Genomic DNA, 25,352 nt, shown 5'->3' on the forward strand with positions numbered 1-25,352 from the left:
AATAACTTCCTCCATGTTCTGCGAAGGCTATGTTCCAGTGACTTTAGTTGAGTAAACAACAGGTTTAAACAAAAAGTCACTGGCCGCTTGTTGGTTTATTTGCTTATCGCTTGAGAAGTGGCGTAAAAGCGTAGAAACGCGCCACGGCGAAGGCACGCGAGTAACAATAGCCACATTCCCCAAGCCATCGTTCCCCCACCAGAACCCGTAGCGCTTTCTACTTGAGGCTCGGCAACCACGACGTGCAGAGTCGAACTAGCTTGTCCTCCTCGGCCATCGTTTATGGTATAAGTAATAACTGCATTACCTACAAACGATGTTGTCGGGGTAAAGGTGATTGTGTCTTGCCCTAAGCTAACCGAGCCTTGATCACTGGTGGCATCCACTAAGTTCAAACTGTCGTTGTCGCTATCTGAATCGTTTGCCAGAACATTGATCGTTACTGCAGTATCATGTGCCGTTAGTCCTGAATCAATATTGGCGATTGGTTGACTGTTAATGTCTAAACTGATGGCGGCGTTATTATTCGATTTATCTTCGTCGACTTGTTCCAACGACAGTGCAAAGCTGATGTCTTGACTGGACGGAGATTTTGCCGTTAGTGAGTAAGGTAACTGAATGTCATTACCAACTTCTAAACGCGCCAAACTACACTTAATTTGATTAGCCTCAAGTTGATTACAGGCTGGGTTAGCAAAATCGATTTCCACTGCTGTGGCGTCGTAATTAACCAGTATATTGATTTGGGTCGCAACTTGAGGTCCCGCATTACTAATAGTTAATATTTGCGCCTGCACTTGTTCATTTTGCTGCATGAGTAGCTCAGCATTAGTTAGTGCTAGGCTCATATTGGCGACCCGTATAAAGTTACCGTTAATCGATTTATACAGGTTTAACTTTTTACTGTCTGAGTTATAGGCCACAACGTCATTTATGTTGTCGCCGTCAATATCGGCAGGTACCACTAGGTTACTCGATTCGACAATCACTTCTTCCGATAGACTAAAGCTATTGCCACCACCAGCCGCGGTAGATTTGTATATTTGATAAACCCCGTTTTTATTGCCAACCAATAAGTCGACATTACCGTCGTTATCTAAGTCACTCACTTCAACAGAATGTGAGCTTGACGTGCCAAACGAATCGACAATGGCTAAGGCTTGCTGGTCTTTCTTGTAGGAAATGATATTGACCGCGGATGGCTGTTCAGAAGGCTTAGTTTTGTTTGACTCTGTATTGTTGACGACAACTAAATCTTGCGTGCCATCATTGTCGATATCGGCTATTTCGAGATCGGTTAGGTTCTGTACCGCGATTTCAGAAATTGTTAAGGCACTAATATCCAAAATAGACGTTTGAACATGTGAGGCTGCCTGCACAGCTGGGCGGGCGGCATTATTGTTATCAGCGCTATCCACACTATCCACAAGCAGGGCGCCTAAACCTTGTATAACTTGTAAACGTTCAGCCATGCCTATGGTGAGATCAGCTACGCCGTCGCCATTAATGTCGCCAAAGGCAATAGAGACGATAGAGGCCGCATTCCAGTTAAGCACATCTGGGATCTCGCTAAACAAGCCGTTACTGTTGGTAAAGAAATTAATTTGTCCTGAGGTGAAAGTAATCAAATCAATGAAGCTGTCACCATTGTAATCTAAGGCGAGCGCCCCTGCGGCATTACCTAACGGGGTGCCACTGGCTAGACTAAATGTATTGTCGCCGTTGTTAATATACAAAGCGGAATCTTGCCCCGAGCTATTAATCGCCACTACGTCATTTAACAAGTCACTATTAAAGTCTTTGGCAAACACTTTTATTGTATGACCTGTGTTATCTATTTCAGCCAAAATACTATTGTCGGCTTCACTTGAAGGGACAATTTTAATGGTTTCGCCGCTTATCGTACCCGCGACAATTTCATTGTTAGCGCTAGTGGATATGAGCTCAGCAACGGCGATGCTGGTGGCATCGGCAATCTCAAAGCTTGTATCTGCTGTCTCAACGACTAAAGCACTGACACTGATATCGGTTGTCACTCGGTTGAGTTCATCGTTACTGTCAGTGTCTGTGATAATGGCAACGGCATAAATATCGCCAACGGCTTGTGGTGTTAAACCAAGATTGAAGCTGCTAGTTTGTTGGTCATCTAGCGACAACGCACAAATTAGGCTAGAGCCGTTTTGAGAACAGTTATTAGGCACAGTGTCGATATTAATGTCACCCGTTAGTTGCACACTAAGTTCACCGTTGTTCAGTGGAGTAGAGGTTTGCAGTGCGGCATTAATACTTAGGCTTAAGGCTTGTTGCTCTGTTGCTGCGGTTTCACTCCAACTGGCACTTAATGCTACCGAGGCTAATGTGCGCTCAATAATGGTTAAATTGAGATCTTGAGTGACATTAAATTCACCATCTGAAACCGTGAGTGTGACATCAACATTACCTGCTTCATCAAAAGGTACGGTGCCGCTTAATACATTATTACTACTTAAGCTTAACCAGCTAGGAGCCGAGGTGAGTGATATAGCAACTTGGTTATCAGCATCAAATGCAGAAACTGCATAGCTTAGGCTTTCGCCTTGGGTATAAATTAAATTAGTAAGCTGGCTAGTAAAACTAGGTTGGTCGTTAACCGCAGTTAAATTCAAGGTGACAGTGACCGTTTGGCTATTGCTAGTGCCATCATTGGCAACATAAGTGAAACGGTCAGTTGTCACTTCTGAGCCATTATGGTTATAGCTAAAGCTGCCGTCGGCGTTCAGGGTAAAGCTGCTGGCAAAACTTGGTTGGCTAATTAGAACGGCAGTTAAGCTGTCACCATTATCTATATCGGCATCATTGATTAGCACACCAAAACCGGCACTAACATTTAAATTGCCGCCTTCGGCCAGTTGGAAGCTATCCGCTTGGGCTGTTGGCGCATCATTGGTATTGCTAACAATAACGTTCAGTGTTTGACTGGCGCTGGCACCGGCTAAATCGGTAACAAAAACCGTTAAGCTTAAACTACCGACATCATCGTTAGTGGGTGTACCACTAAAACTTAAGGTTGCACTATCAAAGCTTAACCAGCTTGGTAAAGTGCTTGTTGTGACAGCCAGAATATCATTGGCATCAATATCAGAATAGGCACTTGACGCAATTTGGTAGCTTATTTCACTGTCTTCATTCACCGTGGCATCAGCAAAACTGGCAGTAAATTGCGGGGCATCATTAACATTGACGACTTGTAAATTGAAAGCGGTTAAATCGCTAGATTGTTCACCGTCAGAAACGCTGATAGTGATGGCGTTATAAGTTGCAACATCGGCATTACTTGGCGTACCACTTAATGTACCTGTGCTTGAGTCAAAAGCTAGCCAACTGGGTTGATTGGTTATGGTAAAAGTTAACTGAGTGCTGTCGATATCCGTGGCGCTTGGGCTAAAGCTAAAAGCACTATCTTGGTTAACTTGGCTGTTACTTGGTGAGCCTGAAATAACTGGCGCATCATTAATGGCGTTAACATTTATCGACACAGTGGCGTTGCTACTCGCGACAAGCCCTTGCTCATCACTCACTGTGTATTGCAAGCTATCTGAACCATTAAAATCAGCTGATGGAGTATAGGTTATGGTACCGTCAGCGTTGACTGTGGCACTACCGTTTGCTGGGGCAGTAACGATACTGACAGAGGTAACATCTAATGTACTGTCAATATCACTGTCGTTATTTAGCACGTTGATGACGATGTTGCTATCTTCATCCAAGCTAATACCGCTGTCATCGTTAACCTGTGGTTGGTCGTTGACAGCGTTAATGATAATGCTAACGGTTGCGGCAGACTCTACTGCTAACCCTTGGTTATCAACCACAGAGTAGGTAAAGCTGTCGTTGCCTGTTACATCACTGTTGGCGGTGTATAGGATCGTACCATCGCTATTAACTGTGACCGTACCTAAACTAGGCTGACTGCTAATAGTCACTTGCGTTTCATCAAGGGTACCGTCGATATCCGTATCGTTGGCTAATACGTCTATGGTGACAAAGCTATCTTCATCAAGGCTGATAGGACCGTCATTGTTTGCTAGCGGCGCATCGTTAACGGCTAATACGGTTAAACTGACGTTTGCCGCGTTAGATACCAAGCCTTCAATATCCGCTACTGTGTAAGTGAACAGATCACTACCGTTATAGTTTGCACTTGGCGTGTATTCAATCTGACCTTGGCTGGTTACGTTGACACTACCTTGGGTTGGTTGTTCAACAATGGTCACGCTGTTGGTGTCTAGCGTACTATCTATATCAATGTCATTACCCAATACATTAATAATGTAAACCGTATCTTCTGTTACGTCGGCCACTTGGTTGTCAACGGCAATCGGTGCATCGTTAACCGCTGCTATTGTAATATCGACAGTGGCTTCGTTTGATGTAGCAGACTCGCTGTCGGTCACAGTATAAGTGAAACTGTCACTGCCGTTGACATTGTCGTTAGGCGTATAGGTGATTGTGCCTTCGGTATCAATAGTGGCCGAGCCTTGACTAGGCGGATTAACAATTGTGATTTGTGAGCTAGCAAAGCTTGTATCTTCAATGTCTGCATCATTGCTAAGTACATCAATAACAACGGCTGTATCTTCTAAGGTATTAGCGCTGTCGTTTGTCGCGACTGGTGTGTCGTTAGTGCTGGTCACCGAAATAGTTAAGGTAGCTGTGTTGGATTTGGCGTTAGCACTATCACTGACTTGGTAAACGATAGTATCGCTACCAGCAAAATGCTCGGCTGGGCTGTAAACCAGTTGACCATCAACGACTTCGGCAGAGCCATTTGTTGGCTGTACGACAATAGCTAAAGCACCACTTGGTTTGCCATCTTCTATATCAGTATCGTCGGCTACCACATCAACTGTGATCGGCGTATCTTCGGCTGTTGATGCCGTATCATTATTGGCTACAGGCGCGTCATTGATAGCTGCAATGGTGATACTGACAGTGGCAGCGTTTGACAGGCTACCTTGTTGATCAGCAAAGGTATAAGTGAAGCTATCTGCCCCATTTTCATTACTATTTGGCGTATAGGTGATCACACCAGTGGCTGTGTTAATACTGGTGCTGCCTTTAGTTGGCGCTTGGCTAATGGCGACACTCGACGCTTGAATAAAGCCTTCGCTATCCAGATCATTGGCTAATACATCAATTAGAATGGCATTGTCTTCGTCTGTATTAACACTGTCGTCGCTTGCGATGGGCGCACTGTTAGCTGTTGTAAAGTTAAGCTCATTGGTTGTGAGACCAGCGTAATGATTACCGGCATTATCGGTTAATACTCCGTCCGCGATGATCAAGCCATATTCAACATTAGGTAATAGTGTCGCGCTAAAGGTTAGGGCGACTTGGCTGTCTGTGATCTGGATGGCGCTAGAGCTTAATGTCTCAACTGTAGTGCTGTCGTTCACTTGTATTAGTGTAATATCCCCCGTACCCAGTAACATATTTTCTGAGAAGGTAAGGGTGGCGCTTAGGCCATTGATATTAACTTGGCTACTACCGTTTTGCGGTGAGCTAGAGGTTAAACTTGGTGCCAGTGTATCTAAGTTGAGTACTAATTCACTTGCCGTGTTATTGTTACCGGCAGTATCAGTAAACGTATTGGCTGCAATACTAATGGTGGCCGGTGTATGGCTATTAATATTGGGCGTTAAACTGGCGGTGTATTGGCTTTCACTACCAGTAAAGTCACTTAGGGTGGCACCTGTTACGACTATATCATCACTAGTAAAGCTGTCGCTGGCTTCACTTAAGCTAAAGGTCAACGTGGCCACGTCTCCCGTGGCTAATTCAGTATCGTTGCTTGTGATCGTGATGCTAGGCGCTTGAGTATCAACTGTGATACTGAGCTCATCAGACGCTTCATTTAAGTTACCAGCTGCATCGCTAAACAAACTAGCGGCAACTAACACTGTAGCTGCAGTTGTACTGTCGGCGTCTGGTGTTAGGGTAGCCGTGTAGTGAGTACCAGAGCCAGTAAAGTCAGATAAGCTCGCGGCAACCACACTAATATCGTCTACGGTAAAGTCTGTGCTGATTTCACTTAAAGTGAAAGTGATCGTTGCAGTGTCACCAGTGATCAATGTGCTTGCACTGCTGGCAATTGTTAAGGTCGGCGCACTCGTATCGACACCAAGGTTTAGTTGGCTAGCTGCGGTATTGTTGTTACCAGCGGCATCGGTAAAGGTGTTGGCTGCTACATCAATGGTTGCATCTGTGGTGGCAGAGGCGCTTGGAGTAAAGTTAGCTGTGTAACTCGTACCTGAGCCGCTAAAGTCACTTAATACGCCACCCGCTACACTTATGTCATCAACCGTAAAGTTAGTGCTTACTTCGCTTAACGTAAAGGTGACAATGCCGACTTCGCCTGCATTTAAGCTCGAGTCATTAATACTTAGAGTGATACTGGGAACCTGTGTATCGACATCAATACTGAGTGGCTCTGCGGCACTATTACTATTACCGAAACTATCCACAAATACACTGGCTGCAATATTGACAGTCGCTGAAGTGGTGCTGTCATTATTAGGTGTTAATTCAACAGTATAGCTACTGCCGGAGCCACTAAAGTTGGCTAACGTTCCACCGCTAACGGTTAAGTCATCTAGGGTAAAGTCACTACTGCTTTCACTAAGTGAAATACTTAAGCTGGCAATTTCACCTGCAATTAACGAGTTATTGTTGCTGCTAATATTAACCGTAGGGGCAAGGGTATCAATGGCTATGCTTAATGATTCAGCCGCCGTATTGCTATTACCTGCATTGTCAGTAAATACACTAGCCGCGATGTTAATTGAGGCTGTACTGGTACTTGCTTCACTTGGCGTTAAGGTGGCGGTGTAACTAACACCTGAACCACTAAAGTGACTTAGTGCAGCCCCAGTTACGCTGACATCATCCAGAGTAAAGTCACTACTAGTTTCACTAAGGGTGAAAGTAATGCTGGCTGTTTCGCCAATCGATAGCGATGTGTCGTTACTTGCCAAGCTAATGGTTGGCGCTTGGGTATCAATACTGATATTAAAAGTGGCTGATGCACTGTTGTTATTGCCTGCAGCGTCTGTAAATACGCTGGCTGCGACCGTTAAGGATAGATCGGTATTGCTATCGCTAGCCGGTGTATATGTTGCGGTATAGCTACTACCAGAGCCCGAGAAGTTAGCCAGTAAGCCGCTGTTAACAGTGATATCGTCAGCCGTAAAGTCACTACTATCTTCACTTAAGGTAAAGCTTAAGGTGGCTGTTTCATTGATCTTAAGCGCATTTTTGTCACTGCTAATGAAAATGCTAGGCGTAGTGGTATCTACGCTTAGGCTTAAGTCATTCGATGCCGTGTTGGCATTGCCGGCTGCATCGGTAAACAAGCTGGCGGCAACCGTAATTTGGCTATTGTCAGTACTATCGCTATTCGGCGTTAAATTAGCCGAGTAGCTTGTACCCGATCCCGTAAAGTCTGAGATAAGCGCATTAGTCACTGTTACGTCGTCAACGGTGAAATCAGTAGCTGATTCGCTTAAAGTAAAGGTTATGACAGCAACATCCCCTACTTTTAGCGCACTGTCATTACTGCTTATCGTTATGCTAGGTGCTTGGGTGTCAATGCCTAAGCTAAGTGCTGTAGCAGCTTCGTTGTCATTACCTGCAGTGTCGGTGAACACATTGGCCGCAATATTGATTGATGCTGAAACCGTTGAGTCGTCAGTGGGGGTAAATTCTGCTGAATAGTTAGTACCGCTGCCACTAAAGCCAGACAGCGTACCTCCGGTAACATTAATATCGTCTGCACTAAAGTCACTACTGTTTTCGCTTAAGGTAAAGCTGATTGTTGCCATTTCACCGGCTTTAAGCGCACTGTTGCTAGTCGAGATAGCGGCATTGGGTTTAACCGTATCGACATTTAAACTTAACGGATCAGCTGCGCTATTGTTGTTACCAGCGCTATCAGTATAGGTGCTGGCGGCAACGCTGATAGTGGCATTTGCTGTACTGGCATCATCAGGGGTAAAGTTGGCAGTGTATTCACTGCCAGAGCCACTAAAGTCACTTAAGCTACCACCACTAACAGTGACATCGATATTATTAAAGTCACTAGCAGCTTCGCTTAATGTAAAGGTAATTAATGCCACGTCGCCAACTTTTAAGTCGTTGTCATTAGAACTGATAACCAATGTTGGCGTGGTCGTGTCGACAGCTAGGGTTAACTCAGTTGCTGCCGTGTTGTTATTACCCGCACTATCAGTAAAGCGACTGGCGGCGACATTGATGGTCGCGTTAGTTGTGCTGGCATCGCTTGGTGTAAAGCTGGCTGAATAACTGACACCCGTACCGCTAAAGTCAGACAAGGTGCCTCCTGTCACGCTAATATCGCTGGCAGTAAAATCATTACTGGATTCGCTAAGGGTAAAGGTAAGGGTGGCTACGTCGCCAATTTTAAGCGCATTGTCATTACTGGCGATGGTAATTGAAGGCAAAGTCGTATCGATAGTGATACTAAGCGGATCGGCTGCGGTGTTGTTATTACCTGCGGCATCGGCAAAAACACTGGCCGCTACATTTATGCTTGCCGTCTCTATACTGTCACTAGTTGGAGTAAAACTTGCTGTATAGCTTACACCTGAACCACTAAAGTTGCTTAAACTACCGCCAGTAACAGTAATATCTGAACTTGAAAAACCAGACGTTGATTCACTGAGGGTAAAGGTAAGGGTTGCAATGTCACCTTGTTGTAATGCGGAATCATTGGTCGCTATGCTGACAGTCGGTGCAAGGGTGTCGACACTTAGTACGACTTGGTTTGCAGCACTGTTGTTGTTGCCCGCACTGTCGGTGAAAGTATTGGCAGCTACGTCAATTGTTGCATTCGCTGAGTAATCAGTATTCGGTGTAAAAGTCGCACTGTAGCTGGTGTTAGAGCCACTAAAATCACTAATGCTACCACCAACTACACTAATATCTTCAATGGCAAAGGTCGTACTGGCTTCACTAAGGGTGAAGGTTAAGCTGGCGGTTTCGGCCATTTTAAGACTCGATACTGAGCTGGCAATACTGATAGTTGGAATTGAAGTATTAACCGAAACGGTTAGTTGTGAGGTGCTAGTGTTGCTGTTGCCTGCTAAGTCAACATAGGTATTCGCTGCAATGTCTATTGATGCCGTCGCTATGGTTGTGGCTGCTGGGTTAAAGGTGGCTGAATAACTGGTGCCAGAACCACTAAAGTTACTTAGCGTGCCACCTGAAACTTGAATGTCGCTTTCGCTAAAACCAGTAACGGATTCACTGATGGTAAAGGTCAGTTGTGCAACTTCGCCAAGTTTTAACGCTGCGGCATCGGCGCTAATTGCAATGCTTGGGGCAACAGTGTCGACACTTAAACTTAATTGCGAAGCCGCGCTGTTATTATTGCCGGCACTGTCTGTAAAGCTGGATGCGGCTACGTTAATAGTGGCGTCGGTAGTACTTGCGCTATTAGGAGTTAAGCTAGCGGTATAGCTTGTTCCTGAGCCGCTGAAATCGCTTAATGACCCACCAACGACTGTAATGTCATCGCTAGAAAAATCGCTACTGGTTTCACTTAGAGTAAAAGTTAAAGTGGCGACATCGCCAATACTTAAGGCAGAGTCATTACTGCTGATTGCGATTGTGGGTAGCAAGGTATCGACAGTCAGGCTTAACTCATTAGCACCTGTATTACCGTTGCCAGCGCTATCAGTGAAAACGCTAGCGGCAACATTAACGGTTGCGCTGGTGTTACTTGAAGTATTAGGGGTAAAGCTCGCACTATAACTAGTACCAGAGCCGGCAAAGCCTGAAAGACTACCGCCTGTTACGACAATATCTGAACTGACAAAATTCGAGCTTGCTTCACTTAAGGTAAAGGTCAGTGTTGCGGTTTCGCCAGCGATCAGGGCAGAATCATTGCTGGTAATTGAGATTGATGGCGCGAGTGTATCAATGGTTAAATCTAACTGGCTTGCTGCGCTATTAGGGTTGCCCGCACTGTCGGTAAAGGTACTGGCCGCAATATTTACCGTCGCTGCATCTGTGCTTGATGTATTTGGGGTGAAAGTGGCTGTGTAATTTGAACCTGAACCACTAAAGCTGGATAGCACCCCGCCCGTTACCACAATATCGTCACTAGCAAAAGTCGCGCTAGATTCACTTAGCGTGAATGACAACGTGGCAACGTCTCCCGATTTTAAAGCAAGATCATCACTGGTAATGCTAATAGTCGGGGTTGTGGTATCGACACTGAGCTGCACTTGGCTGGCTGCGCTGTTACTGTTACCTGCACTGTCGGTAAAAACACTAGCCGCGACATCTATATTGGCAGTGGTCGTACTATCGGTATTAGGTGTAAAACTGGCGGTATAGCTAGTGCCGCTGCCACTAAAGTTAGTTAGTGAGCCCCCACTTACTGTAATATCACTCGCGGTAAAGTTTGTCGCACTTTCACTGAGGGTGAATGAGAGTGTCGCCACATCACCAATTTTCAGTGCAGAATCATCAGTGCTGATGGCAATTGTCGGTATTAAGGTATCGACAGTCAGGCTGAGTTGTGTTGCGGCAGTGTTGGCGTTACCGGCGTTATCAGTAAAGGTGCTAGCTGCCACATTGAACGTCGCGTTACTTGTGCTAGATGTGCTAGGGGTAAAGGTCGCTGTGTAAACGCTGCCAGAGCCTGTAAATCCGGATAAATTACCACCAGTCACGACAATATCATTCTCGGCAAAGTCTGAACTCGATTCACTTAGCGTAAAGGTAATAGTTGGTGTATCACCGGCTTGTAAAGCACTATCGTCACTCGTGATCGCTATGCTAGGTAACGCGGTATCAACGGTTAAGCTAAGTTCTGTGGCGGCCGTATTGGCGTTGCCGGCACTATCGGTAAAGCTACTGGCTGCGACATTGAATGTTGCGTTGCTGGTACTTGATGTATTGGGCGTAAAGGTTGCGGTATAGGTTGTGCCTGACCCCGCAAAGTTAGTTAATGCCCCGCCAACCACAGTAACGTCGCTTAACGTAAAGTCACTGCTACTTTCACTTAGGGTAAAGGTAATGGTAGGCGTATCACCAGATTGTAGAGCGGAATCAGAACTACTAATGGCAATACTTGGAATAACAGTATCAACTGTTAGGTTAAGCTCGGTGGCAGCGGTATTCGCGTTACCCGCACTATCGGTAAAGGTACTGGCAGCCACATTTATTGTTGCACTGTTAGTACTCGACGTTGTTGGGGTGAAACTAGCACTGTAACTTGTACCTGAGCCGCTAAAGTCACTTAACGAGCCACCTGTCACGTCTATATCATCAACCGTGAAATTAGAGGCTGATTCACTCAGGGTAAAGGTTAATGTAGCTACATCACCAGCGACTAAGGACGAGTCATTACTGATGATAGAAATAGTTGGTGTTGTAGTATCAACCGATAAGCTTAATTGGCTAGCTGCTGTATTATTGTTACCAGCACTATCGGTAAATGTACTTGCGGCTACGTCTATGGTGGCGTTGGTTGTACTTGATGAGCTTGGTGTAAAGCTGGCGGTATAAGTGGTGCCAGAACCACTGAAAGCCGACAAACTGCCACCCGTAACACTAATATCTGAGCTAGTAAAGTTGCTACTGGATTCGCTTAGGGTAAAGGTTAACGTGGCAACGTCACCTACTTTTAAAGCATTGTCATTTGAACTAATTGAAATTGATGGCACAAGGGTATCAACCGTTAAACTGAGCTCAGTTGCGGCAGTATTGGCATTGCCTGCGCTATCGGTAAAGGTGCTGGCGGCGACATTAAAGGTCGCACTCGATGTACTTGATTCACTTGGCGTAAAGGTAGCTGAGTAATTGGTACCCGAGCCAGTAAAGTCAGATAGTGCGCCACCACTGACGACAATATCACTGGCTGCAAAATTAGTGCTGGCTTCGCTTAATGTAAAGCTAATGGTTGGTGTATCACCGGCCTGTAGGGCATTGTCATTACTGGCGATGGTGATAGTGGGTAATACAGTATCTACAGTCAAACTTAATTCGGTGGCTACGCTATTACCATTGCCCGCGCTGTCGGTAAAATTATTAGCCGCAATATTGAAAGTCGCTGTTGTGGTGCTAGAGCTTGTTGGGGTAAAGGTAGCTGAATAGTTAGCGCCAGAGCCACTAAAGTTAGAGAGAACACCGCCGACGACAGTCACATCATTAACGGTAAAGTCCGCACTGCTTTCACTGAGAACAAAACTAATTGTTGGGGTATCACCAGCTTGTAGTGCATTGTCATTACTGCTAATAGTGACGCTCGGTAAAATAGTATCGACAGTTAAACTTAATTCAGTTGCCGCTGTGTTAGCGTTGCCAGCACTGTCATTAAATGTGTTGGCTGCGACATTAAAGGTAGCATTGTTGGCGCTGTTGGTTGTCGGAGTGAAAGTTGCTGTATAGGTGCTACCTGAGCCGCTAAACCCTGACAGCGCACCGCCGGTTACCACAATATCACTGGCTGCAAAGTCAGCACTGGTTTCACTTAAGGTAAAGGTAATAGTTGGCGTATCACCAGCTTGTAAGGCATTGTCATTGCTTGAGATTGTGATACTCGGTAATACGGTATCAACCGTTAAACTGAGTTCAGTTGCGGCAGTATTGGCATTACCTGCGCTATCAGTAAAGGTGCTGGCGGCAACATTAAAGGTCGCACTCGATGTACTTGATTCACTTGGCGTAAAGGTGGCTGAGTAACTGGTACCCGAGCCAGTAAAGTCAGATAGTGCGCCACCACTGACGACAATATCACTAGCCGCAAAATTAGTGCTGGCTTCGCTTAATGTAAAGCTAATGGTTGGCGTATCACCGGCCTGTAGGGCATTGTCATTACTGGCTATGGTGATAGTGGGTAATACAGTATCAACAGTCAAACTTAACTCAGTGGCTAAGCTATTACCATTGCCCGCACTGTCGGTAAAGTTATTAGCCGCAATATTGAAAGTCGCTGTTGTGGTGCTAGAGCTTGTTGGGGTAAAGGTAGCTGAATAGTTAGTACCCGAGCCGCTAAAGTTGGATAGTGCACCGCCGCCGACAGTCACATCATTAACGGTAAAGTCCGTACTGCTTTCACTGAGAACAAAACTAATTGTTGGGGTATCACCGGCTTGTAGTGCATTGTCATTACTGCTAATAGTGACGCTCGGTAAAATAGTATCGACAGTTAAACTTAACTCAGTCGCCGCTGTGTTAGCGTTACCGGCACTGTCAGCAAATGTGTTGGCTGCGACATTAAAGGTAGCATTGCTGGCGCTGTTGGTTGTCGGAGTGAAAGATGCAGTATAGGTGCTACCTGAACCGCTAAACCCTGACAGCGCACCGCCGGTTACTACAATATCACTGGCTGCAAAATCAGTACTGGTTTCACTTAAGGTAAAGGTAATAGTTGGCGTATCACCAGCTTGTAAGGCGTTGTCATTGCTTGAGATTGTGATACTCGGTAATACGGTATCAACCGTTAAACTGAGTTCAGTTGCGGCAGTATTGGCATTGCCTGCACTATCGGTAAAGGTGCTGGCGGCGACATTAAAGGTCGCACTCGCTGTACTTGATTCACTTGGCGTAAAGGTGGCTGAGTAACTGGTACCCGAGCCAGTAAAGCCAGATAGGACGCCACCACTGACGACAATATCACTAGCCGCAAAATTAGTGCTGGCTTCGCTTAATGTAAAGCTAATGGTTGGCGAATCACCGGCCTGTAGAGCGTTATCGTCGCTTGAGATCGTGATACTAGGCAAGGCGGTATCGACACTGAGTGACAATTGAGTGGAGGCGTTATTATTGTTGCCAACGCTATCTGTAAACGTGTCGGCGGCAATATCAACTGTCGCTGCTGTAGTTGAATTACTGGTAGGGATCAAAGTCGCTACATAGGTTGTACCTGAGCCAACAAAATTCTGTAAGCTACCGCCTGTTACTGTGACATCGTCAACGCTAAAAGTGGAGCTGGTTTCGTTTAGGCTAAATATTAAGGTGGCTGTTTCACCGAGTTTTAAAGACGATGTATCGGCTGATATTGTTGCGGTTGGTTTTAAGGTGTCTACGCTTAAAACCAGTTGTGTTGCGGCGCTATTGCCGTTACCTGCGGCGTCAGTAAACGTATCGGCGGCAATATCGAGCGTACCATTTGCCGTGCTAGAGGATGTGGGTGTAAAGGTTGCCGTATAGCTAGTACCAGAGCCAGTAAAGTTGCTTAAGCTACCTCCCGTGACAGAAATATCAGAGCTAGAAAAATCAGAGCTGCTTTCACTGAGGGTAAAGGTAATCGGCGCTGTTTCCCCTGCTTTTAAAGAAGATGCTGTGCTGCTGATAGTGACTGTTGGAATAACCGTTTCGACCGTTAACTGTAGCTGAACAGCTGCGGAGTTATTATTGCCTGATGCATCGACAAATTGGTTGGCTGCTACATCAATTGTTGCATTTGTCGTGCTGGCTGCTGTAGGGGTAAAGCTTGCTGTGTAGCTTGTACCAGAGCCAGAAAACCCTGATAACACCCCACCTGTTACTGTGACATCATCCGCGGTAAAATCGCTGGAAGATTCACTCAAAGTAAAAGTGATCGTGGCGACATCTTCTGCTTTAAGTGCGTTGTCGTTACTTGTGATAGTGATTGTTGGCGCACTTGTATCAACAGTCAACGACAGTTCCGTGGCAATAGTATTGTTATTGCCAGCAGCATCGGTGAAAGTATCAGCCGCGACATTTACAGTGGCGTTTGTGGTACTTGACGAAGTTGGGGTCAAGCTTGCGGTATAGGTTGTACCTGAACCACTAAAGTTACTCAGTGAGCCGCCTGTCACGACAACATCAGAACTGGCAAAGTCTGTGCTTGTTTCGCTTAATGTAAAGGTAAGGGTAGCAACATCACCTACTTTTAATGCATTGTCATTACTGGAAATACTGATAGTTGGCTTAATGGTATCAACAGCCAAGGTTAATTGATTTGCGGCGGTATTTGCATTGCCGACACTGTCATTAAAAACATTAGCTGCCACATTTATGGTAGCTGAGGTTGTACTATCTGTGGTTGGCGTAAAACTAGCAGTATAACTTGTATCTGATCCGCTAAAGTTGGATAGAGATCCGCCTGTTACGCTTACATCATCTTCGGTAAATTGGCTGGTTGTTTCTGATAAGGTAAAAGTTAGGGTAGCAACATCTGCCACTTTCAAGGCTGAATCGTTACTACTGATCGTGATAGTCGGTTGAACCGTATCGACAGTCACGGTTTGTGATGCACTTGACGCACTCGCAGCTTCAGTACTGGCATTACTTCTAGCTGAACCAGCACCGATAGTGATCCCTATAGTACCTTCTCCTGACAGATTGCTAAGCGTAACGGTACGCGATGTCGTACCACTACCTGAAACAGCAATATCTGCTGTTACTCCTGAACCATTAAGTGTGATATGGCTGCTCGCTAGCGTGATTTCATCAGCATCAGCGTAAGTGATAGTGTATTCAATACTGCCACTGGTCACAGGGCCAGTTGGATTTGGGGCAGAAATGGCGCTAATACTGGGAGGTGACGCTACGGTGGCATCGTAATCAATAGATAATTGCGTAGCGGCAGTATTTTTTAATGAATTATCAACCGCGTCATCAACTGCATTGGCGGCTAAATCGACAGTGACTGTGCCTGTTGCACTGGGCGTTATATCAGCGGTATAAACTTGGCCTGAGCCCGATAAATTACTGGCGCTACCATTCGAAACGGTTAAGTCGCTGACATCAAAGTTGGTGACATCGCGACTAAAACTAATGGTGATAGGAATAGGAGTGGTTTTGGTCGTGCCTTCCACTGAGGTTGATAAATTCACGGTTAACGACTCTACTGTTAAAAATGCAGCAGAAGCATCGTTACTAGTATTGGCACTATTAACTGTGGCTGATAGAGCTGAAGTGGTGCTCGTATAAACGCCATCTGCAGCACCAACTGGCACAGCTAAAACAACATCAAATGTACAATTGGCCCCAGGTTGTAATTCGCCACCTGAGAATGCCAAGTTAGTGGGGCCACTTATTACGGAGCTACTACCGCAAGGGGTTGAAGGCAACGAACTGGCACTTAAGCCGCTTAGTACGGAGTTAACGTCATGTGAAAATTGAATGGCGGTGGCGGCTGGTGAGTTTGCGTTGTTTGCTATTGTGTACCTCAGCGTTGTTGTGCCGCTGGCGATCCCAGTTGATAAATACTGATGCGAAAAGGTTAAGCCCGAAATAAGTAAGGTATCACTTGCGGTAGCTGAGCTGATCGAGGTACTGGATATGGTCGCGCTTAATGTTGATGTCGTGGCCGTAATTGTACCAGGCGTCGCAGTGCTAGGTACTTGCAGTGTAACGCTAAAACTACAAGAACCGCCGGCTGATAGTGTACCGCCAGTAAAGGTTAATGTAGATGTACCACTCAAGCTTGAGCCACTACCGCAGACATCACTTTGACTGGCAGACGTTGCAACCAATCCGCTAAGTGCACTATCTAAATCTAACGTAAAGCCTAATCCAGTCGCATCAGCACTGGCATTCTCATTGTAGTTGATAGTGAATTCGGCTGTTACATTGGCGTTGGGGTTGGCTGAACTTTCTGTGATACCGAAAGTGAGGTTAGGGGCGGCAATAACAGTTAGGGTGTCTGAAGCTGCGGAACCATACACAGTACTACCTGAATTTGTCGCTGAGATAGTACTCGTTGAGAAATCATAACTGCCTGGTTGAGCATCACTTGGGATCGTTAAAATAAAGTCAAAGGTACAGTTTGCGCCTGCTGCCAATGTTGCATTAGATACGTTTAGAAATAGCCCTTCGTTTGAATCGGTAGTATTGGTGAAAGTAGAACCGCTACCGCAGCTATTTGCTGAAGGTAGCGTTTTTGCCGTTATATTACTTATATCACTGTTGATTTGTTGCGTAGTGGTTATTGCTGTTATTGTATTTGCAGTATCAGTATTGGTGATCGTATAACGTAAAGTGACGTCTCCCCCGCCAAGAACTGGATCATCAACAAACTGGGCGGTAATCAATGGCGCTTTTTTGATGATTAAATTATTGCTAACGGACGTTTTAGTGGTGGCGCTGCCAAGAGTAAGGTTAATCGTACTTGTATTATTAGTGTAAGTGCCTGCGGCTGCGTTACTAGGCACAAGTAATGTGAGGCTAAATGTACAAGAGTCTCCACTTGCAAGACTCGCATTTGAAACGGTAACAGCCGATGAACCGCTTATGGTAGAGCTACCACCACAAAATCCAGAGCTCGGTAATGCAGTAGCAGTAAGGCCACTGAGTGTAGCATTTAAATCGGTTGTAAATGTAATATCGGTCGCATCATTATCCCGATCGCTATTGGTAATCGTATATTGAAGAGTAATGGACTCACCTGGCGATGCTAATTCAGGAAACTCCATTTGCATAAAGTCCGTTTCAACCGTTAGGCTGGCAGAAGCTGCACCGCTTGTTCCTGCGGAGGAGGATAATGAGCCTGTTTCTGTAGTGTACACTCCTTGTGCTGATGCAGTTACGTCATAGGATAATGTACAAGAGCTACCAGCATTGATTTCCGCATCGTTGACAGTTAATGAGGTACTACTTAGCGTGGCACTGCCTAATACAAAAGTTGAGATCATTCTTAATGGACAGTTATGGGTGAAATTGTTGACGGTCGCTATACTTAGGCCCGAGCCATTGTCTAGTGTGTGGCTTAAATCAACAAAGGTAACGTTTGAACCATTAAGGCTGTTATCGATTGTATAGGTAATTGTGCTAATTCCACCGACCGCAATTGTTGTTGGTGAAAATGCAATACTAATACTTGGTAAAGTACTACTTACCGTTAATGTCGCATTGGCGGTACCGGCACTGCCTTCACTTGTGCTTAATGCTCCTGTTGTATTGACATGAGAGCCAACTGTACTTGTAGTCACATCAAGCGTAAGGGTACAGCTTGAGCCAGTACCAATTCTATAATCGGAAAATGTAATTGAATTACTACCAGCGGCGGCGGTGAATTGGCCGTTTATACAGTCAGTTGAGCTATTAGCTGGGTTAGCTATGGTCATGCCTGTAGGAAGTGTATTGGTAAAGCCTACTTCACTCACGCCTACATTATTTGCAGAGTTATCTATTGTGTAGGTGACAGTACTTATACCACCTGGAGCAATGGTCGTTGGCGAAAATGAAGTCGAGAAAGTTGGCGTTCCAGCTAATGCTGAACCACAAAACAATATTGCAAAAACACTAACGAATAAGCGAAAGATCACGACGGCTAAGCGATTAGCCTTGCTAGTATTAACAAGGCGGCTAATTAATTTTTGTGTCATAACTGTAATATCCTAAATATTACAAATAAATTGTTGTTATTTTCGAGCGTGGTTTTGATTAGGTAAAAGTATAATAAATCTAAACATCATCAATAACAGAACCCATAACGATAAAGATCCACCACTGCTGCTCTTGCTGGGTTTGGCTGAAATATCGACTGTGGCTTGTGCATTTGCAGTTAAACCATGCGGATCTTCAATAGTGTAGTTGACGATGATTTTTCCTAAATAATCAGGCGCTAAAGAGAGGTTAATTTGATTATTACTACTAACAGTTACAGTACCAATATCACTGCTAGCGGTAGATATTTTTAAAGCGTCACTGTCCTGATCAGTATCATTACTTAATACATCAAGACTGACATTGTTTTTAGCGACAAAACTAAATGTATCATTTGCGGCAATGGGCGCATGATTAAGGGTTAATGTTGTCGAAAGCTGATTATTCTGCGGTGCAGTGTCTTGGCCGTTGGCAAAAATAGATGAGGTCAGTACAGTTTCGGAAACAAGCATATTGCTTAACGTTAAATTAACACTGGCACTTTGCCCAACCGCTATTTTACCCAGCGTACAACTCGCATTACCTGTCGTTGTTTTTTGGCAGTTAATGTTATTACTAATATCAACACCTTGCGGTAAAGAAAAGACCAACTTGGCGTTCATTGCTGGACTGTCACCATTATTTAGGGCGGTCAATACTAACTGTTGAGCTGCTCCCGTATTTGGCAATACGAGATTGTTTTGAGAGCTGCTCAAGGCAATATCTATTTGGCTTAGTGGCTGACTAAACAAACCTTGGCCTTGGGTGGTGTATAAATCCAGTTGGTTATTAACTACGTCATAACTGACTAAATCGGCCATGGCGTCGGCATTAGTATCGGCTAACGCATAGATTTTACTGGATTGTTGTAATAGCTCAGGGGTTTGGGTGAAGCTAAATTGACCGTTATTGGCAATTGCTTCATCGGCAACAAACGTTTGCACGGTTCCTGAAACGGTTAGTGCGGTAATATCAAGACCATATTGGTTGTCGATTTGTTCAGCAAACACCCCAGCTAGCTTATCTTTACCTATGCTAACGGCTCGTTCAAATTGGTTGCTATCCGATACATATTGATAAATATCTAATGCGTGTTCGGATGGCGCTAAATGGGGATATTTATTGGCAACAAGAATTTCATGAGTGCCGTTGTTGTCTAAATCGACAAGATTAACCAGTTCAGCATTGGCATTTAGCGTAAAGGTTAAAGCGGAACTTGCAGTTTTGACTTGGTTTTGAATAATTTGCGAAGGTAGATCCAACAATACTTCTACTTGGGTTGGCGTTGCGACAACCAAGTCAACAACCTGATCACCATTGACATCGGCAATATCAAAATAATGAATTTGCATGTCTTGATTCAATTGCCAAACATCAACATAACTTTGCTGTTGTTGAGCGTATACCTTGATACCATCTTGGTTAAGAAGCACGATATCTAACAGGTCATCTTGATTTGTATCAATGACTTTCGCTTGTATGGCATTGGGTAAATGGCTGTGGAACGCAAATGTGCCATCACCATTATTAAGGTACAGTGCAGACAATGCAAATTGCTTGTTGACCACTAAAATGTCGAGCAAAGCGTCTTGATTAACATCAATTGTTGCCGTTTGCACTGTATCTCCAGTATCGTTAATTGTCGCCAACAAGGATTGCTGCTCTAACGAAACTATTTTAATGTTCTCTCCAGCGGACGATGCCAAAATGGTTTCCAATCCTGGCGAATTGGGCAGCACATCGATATTTAATATATGCGAAAGATTAACTGAAGTGTTGAACTGGGTGGTGGCCGTTTCTATTAATTTTTCGGTAATGCTTACGCTTTTATAAATAGGGGAACTATCACTTACTGTGGAACCATCACCATGGTGATTAGCAGAAATAGCGACTTGGATCTGACCTGTTTTTGTTGGTAACAAGGTGACGCCACTGTCTATTTCTTGTCCAGAGGTTATTGCACAACTCACTTGATTGGCCGCAGTGTTTAAACAGTTTTTTCCACTGCTGATAAAATCAAATTCACCGTCAAACGTTAAGGTGAGTGTTTTAATTGGGTAATTTGTGTTTATTGATTGAATGGTTAAGGCAATAGGTTGGTTAACAAATCCAATATTTTCAAGCCAGTTTATTGATATAAATTCAGCTAACGGATCCGGGCTAGTTACATTTAACACCACAGATTCAACAATAGTCGCGTTGCCGTCAAACAAACTAATAGGAACTGTTATTTCCCCAACTGCAGTAGCTGGCACTTGTCCAGTTAGGGCATTATCCTTGATAGTTAGCCAAGCAAACTCACTGGCTAAGCTCATGCTAATTGCATCTTGCTCAGGATCTATCACAGTTATGGGTTGGTTAATGGTACTACCTGCAATTATGTCAATCCGTGTCACCATGTTTAGACGAGGCGGGTCATTAACGGCATCAACTTGTAAATCAACAGTGGCAATATTAGATACCTTGCCTTGCTGATCACTCACTGTATAGCTAAATGAATCATTGCCTGAAAATTGACTGCTGGGGGCATACCAAACATGTCCAGTTTTGCTATCAACTTGAACAACACCTTGGTTAGGCGAACCTACAATAGTGACTTGCTGCTGATCAAGATAATCCTCAGCATCAGAGTCGTTGGCTAATACATTTAATAATAGCGCCTGATCTTCTAGTAGCTGGAATTGGTCGTTGGCTGAAACCGGTGCGATATTCTCGGTTGTAAACGAGATATTATCGGGTAATTGACTGACCAAGTTACCCGCTAAATCAGTAATAGCTTGCTCGTTAAAGGTGATTTTATATTGACCACTAGGTATTAATTTATCGGCCAGTGTAGCTTGAATTTGTTGGTTATTGACTTCAATATTAGCAAGCGCTAAAACTTGCTGTTGATTGTCACTAACCACTAAAGCATCGGCTAATTCATTATTGAGTTTGACAGCTTCATCAAATTGTAACGTGATTAAAGAATCAAGTGCTGAAAATGTTTGTTCATTTTGCGCGGGTTGGCTGGTAGCAAATTTAGGGGCAGTACCGTCATATTGGCGGGTAATTTCAAATTGATTACTGTCACTACTTGCGCTACTAACATTAACTGCCGAAATCACAACTTGGCCATCTGTTAACGGGGTGACCATAGCTGAATATTGTGTGCCATCGCCGTTTAATTGACTTATTTCACCGTTGGTAATGATGAGCTGATCGGTTGAGAAGTTATCATCAGCGACAGCTAGGCTTATGTCTATGCTAAAACTGGAATTGATTAAATCAGGTGCATTACTGGCAAGCGTGACCAATTGAATGTTACCTGTTGTAGTGTTTAAATTATCAAGTGATAAATTAATACTGGTGCCAGACGTATTGGTCAATGAGCCGTCGTTTTCAAGCAAAGCTAAATATTTAATATCTTGCGTGGTGTTTAAAGCGGATTGTAATTCGTATTCAAATACTAAATCAGTTGTGCCAGTACCACTTACATAGCTTGCGTTAACAATTTGCCCATTAATTTCTATTTGCAAACTGGGTGAGTTAGTTACATTGACGTAACCAGAAAACCTTGCTGTGAATTGCACTTTGTCACCGGCTTGTAAGTTTTCTTTTTGCTCTGTGTTTATTCTGATAATTTCAGGGGCATCAGACACACCAACTTGAATAGGGCGGTTAGCAGCATATAAACCAGAATAGGTAAAGTTAGCATTAGTGATGGGTAATACGTAAGAGCCACCCTTATGATCCAAAGTTGAATTCAGTGTGCCAATAATAACGGCATCATTGACATGTAATTGTTTAACGACTAATTCGGCAAGGTTAGCGTCTTGGGATGTTACCGGATAGGTAAAAACCAGTTCGCCACTATTGTTTGCTAAACCGTTTAATGTTTTTTCACTGCCAGCAATATCAACAACCAGTTGAGGCGTTCCAGATTGTACGCTTATGCTTGTAACACCGCCCCAACGCAATTTAAAATCAAGCGTGTCGCCGGGTAAATAAACTTGGGGAGCCGGTAACTCAGCAACATTACTGTGTTGAATGACAACATCGTTAAACTGTAAGGGCTCGCTTAATATGGGCTTAACAGGTAATTCGTCATTATTGCTAAAGAGCAAGCCATCAAAGCCAATAATACTGATACCGTTGCTGTCGAAGTTAGTAAAACTTGGGGTATAGCGGAAATTAATGGTTCGACCGTCATGATTCACATATTGCGCATAGGCATTGCCAGAATCTAGCGCTAAGACCAACATAGGTACGCCATTATCAGGCAGCACAAGGTGACTAATATCAGATGAAAAGCTAACAGCTATGTCTAGCGTATCTTGGCTATTATAAACACCTGCATTTAAGCCGCTAACGTCGCTTACTGTCGGTGGAGTCGCGGCCAAACCAAAAGTTAATATTAATGATAGGCCTGCCAATAACTTAGGTAAACCTAGCGCCTTAGCGAGTTTAATTTGGCTTGTAACTAGATAACGGTTCATGACGCATCAATCCTTATCTAGCTATTTAGATTTAAGTTCGCTAATAAATTGCTTAATTTCTGCTAACTCTGCTCTTAACTCAGCAATTTCTTGGTCTTTTTGCTTAAGTTTTGAGTTGAGTGCTTGTATGGAAGCAAAGGCGACACCTGAAGCATCTACGACTGCTATTCTGTCTGACTTATCACCATTTAACCCAAAAGCGGCATGAAAATCTTCCGCGTAAGGCCCTATATGTTGAATATAGTCACTGTCTTTTTTGTATGTCCAACGTGATAGATACAGGTTACTTACTTTCTCTAGCACATCAAACACGTCCACCGATGCAATTTCATCTTTTAGCGCTTTACTTGAGAGTACATCGCCCAAACAGCCATACTGACCACAAACGTCATCGGCAGATGTTATTTTACCTGAGGCGTCGATAGTGCCGGTTACGTTTACGTTACCCCCCGTTGTTAAGCCACCGGTTACAGCAACGGTGGAAGCTGACAACGAAGTAAAACCAGTTAATGTTGCATTTAAACTACCGTTAACCGTTAAATCGTTGGTTACAGTTAACGCGCCAGAGGTGACAACACTACTGCTAGATAGAGTTGAGAAACCGTCAATGTTAACCGAAGCATTTAATGTCCCGCTTACGGTTAAATCATTGGCAATGGTGACATTACCGCTACTATTAACGAGAAGGTAACTATTTGTACCTGCGGCGTCTTTAATTTCAAATGGCCCTGCAGGAGAGCTAGTACTGATACCTACATTGCCAGAGTTATCGACGATGAATTCGCTATTTCCTGAGCCATCTTGTACTTCAAATATACCATCAGGCGTATCAGTTGTGCCCATATTGATCCCGACTTTACCGTCGGTCGTAGCTAATAACCGAGATACCCCCCCGGTAGTTTGGACATCGAATAAGCCGCGCGGAAGGTAACTGTTATCAATATTTACCCCTAAGTAACCTAATGGCGAAACCAAAATTGCATGATTATTAATATCCGATGGGTGAGCAATATCAAGTAAACCATCTGGGCTTGTTGTTTCAAAGCCAATATCACCATCAGCCGCAACATAAATTGAAGCATTAGGAGCACCAGCTCTAATTCTTAATGGCAGTAAACCATTATTGGTGACATCACGGATGAAGAAATTTGTTTCGTTACCTGATACATCCCAAGCTTGTGCGGTAAATCCATTACTTTGGTCTTGCTCTAAACGCACAGTTGGCGAGTTACCTGTAAGCATATGTAAATTGACTTGTGGCGTATCGGTATTAATTCCAACTCGTCCAAGTGTGCTTATAACTAATCCATTATTTAATGCACCGTCTTGAATAATAAATGGGCTGGTACCACCATCAATATTTTGAATATAAAATTGGTTTTTCCCACCATTGGCCGATTCGTTTGCTGTTATTTCCCAATCACGAGTAGGGAACCCCGAAGAAGCACTGGTGTCTGTAAATCTAATACGAAGATTGTTTTCCTTTAAACGTATCGTATCAAAATTAAAATTTTCGCCTAATGAACAATCAACCCCCACACATTGGCTACCTTTTACAACTAAATCATCATTAATCTGTTGATCGGCTAACACAATATTTGATGTAAGCAAGAAAGCGACGCCACTCGCTTTCAGTAATTTGTTTGATTTCAATTGCATCTTATCTCGCCTTCTCTGCAAGTTTAGCGTCAAGAACTAAACCGTCTTTTACGAGGAATGTTCCACTTTTCTCGACAACTAGCGCCGTCATTGCTTGTCGAGTATCAGCATCTCTGCCGTTATTTAATTGATCGGCAGATAGTTTTGAAAAGTCGATTGGCTTTTGCACCACAACTTGATAAGTGTAATAGCCATCTTTAAAAGGGGTGCTAGCAGAAAAACTGCCAGTTTTACTTTTTATAAGCGTATTATTGTTATCACCACGTAACAGCACATGGTCGACAAATTGCGGAAGATTACTTATTTGAATGTGATTGCTGCCTCCTGTTATCTCAATAGCGAAGACAGAACAGCTAAAGCAAAGCATGCAGATGAAAGCATACTTAGCAAATTTGATTATTGTGGTCATGGCGACGATTCCATTTTCCAGCGGAATATAGGTTTAGACTATTGAGTATAGTCGATAATTTAGGCGACATTTAGATTAAGGTTAAATGACGAGTAGTTCAATTTTTTTTTGCTTATTTTTCAATTTGTTATCCTGTTGTTGACTTTTAAAAAAGTGTTTATTTGAAAAATGTAATAAGAATTTATAGTCAAAGCGATCAGGTTTTAGGGGAAGCCGTCAAGCTTCGAATCCCCATGAGCATATGCTTTATTATGTGATTGGGGTTGCCTAAAGGGACTTAGGTAGTAGGACGACGCAGGAGCCAAAGTCGAGAGTAAGCGCTGACAATGAACCATAAGACCTGAGCGAGAAGACTATAAAAGTCGTTTTCCCCAATTTTTTCTTATTGATAGGCATTACAT

At 43.9% G+C, this 25,352-nt stretch carries 4 protein-coding genes; all 4 read right to left on the reverse strand.

What is annotated here, in order from left to right; genetic code table 11:
- Positions 1 to 95: 95 nt before the first annotated feature.
- From C2869_RS12270 to C2869_RS12285, 4 genes are read right to left on the reverse strand one after another with little or no spacing between them, the layout of a single operon-like run.
- The gene (locus C2869_RS12270; RefSeq protein WP_108603212.1) at positions 96 to 18,365 is read right to left on the reverse strand and encodes an Ig-like domain-containing protein; all 18,270 of its coding nucleotides are present in this window, start codon (positions 18,363 to 18,365) and stop codon (positions 96 to 98) included.
- 36 nt (positions 18,366 to 18,401) lie between these two features.
- Positions 18,402 to 22,883, reverse strand: coding sequence for an Ig-like domain-containing protein (locus C2869_RS12275; protein WP_108603213.1), 4,482 nt, complete (start codon positions 22,881 to 22,883; stop codon positions 18,402 to 18,404).
- Positions 22,884 to 22,904: 21 nt separating this feature from the next.
- Positions 22,905 to 24,542: a tail fiber domain-containing protein gene (locus C2869_RS22675; RefSeq protein ID WP_199915561.1), complete on the reverse strand. Its 1,638-nt coding sequence runs from the start codon at positions 24,540 to 24,542 to the stop codon at positions 22,905 to 22,907.
- Between the two features lies 1 nt (position 24,543).
- A complete protein-coding gene (locus tag C2869_RS12285; RefSeq protein WP_108603214.1) occupies positions 24,544 to 24,951 on the reverse strand; it encodes a hypothetical protein in 408 nt (135 codons plus the stop codon).
- Positions 24,952 to 25,352: the final 401 nt, after the last annotated feature.

This window comes from Saccharobesus litoralis, from assembly GCF_003063625.1.
GTDB lineage: Bacteria > Pseudomonadota > Gammaproteobacteria > Enterobacterales > Alteromonadaceae > Saccharobesus > Saccharobesus litoralis.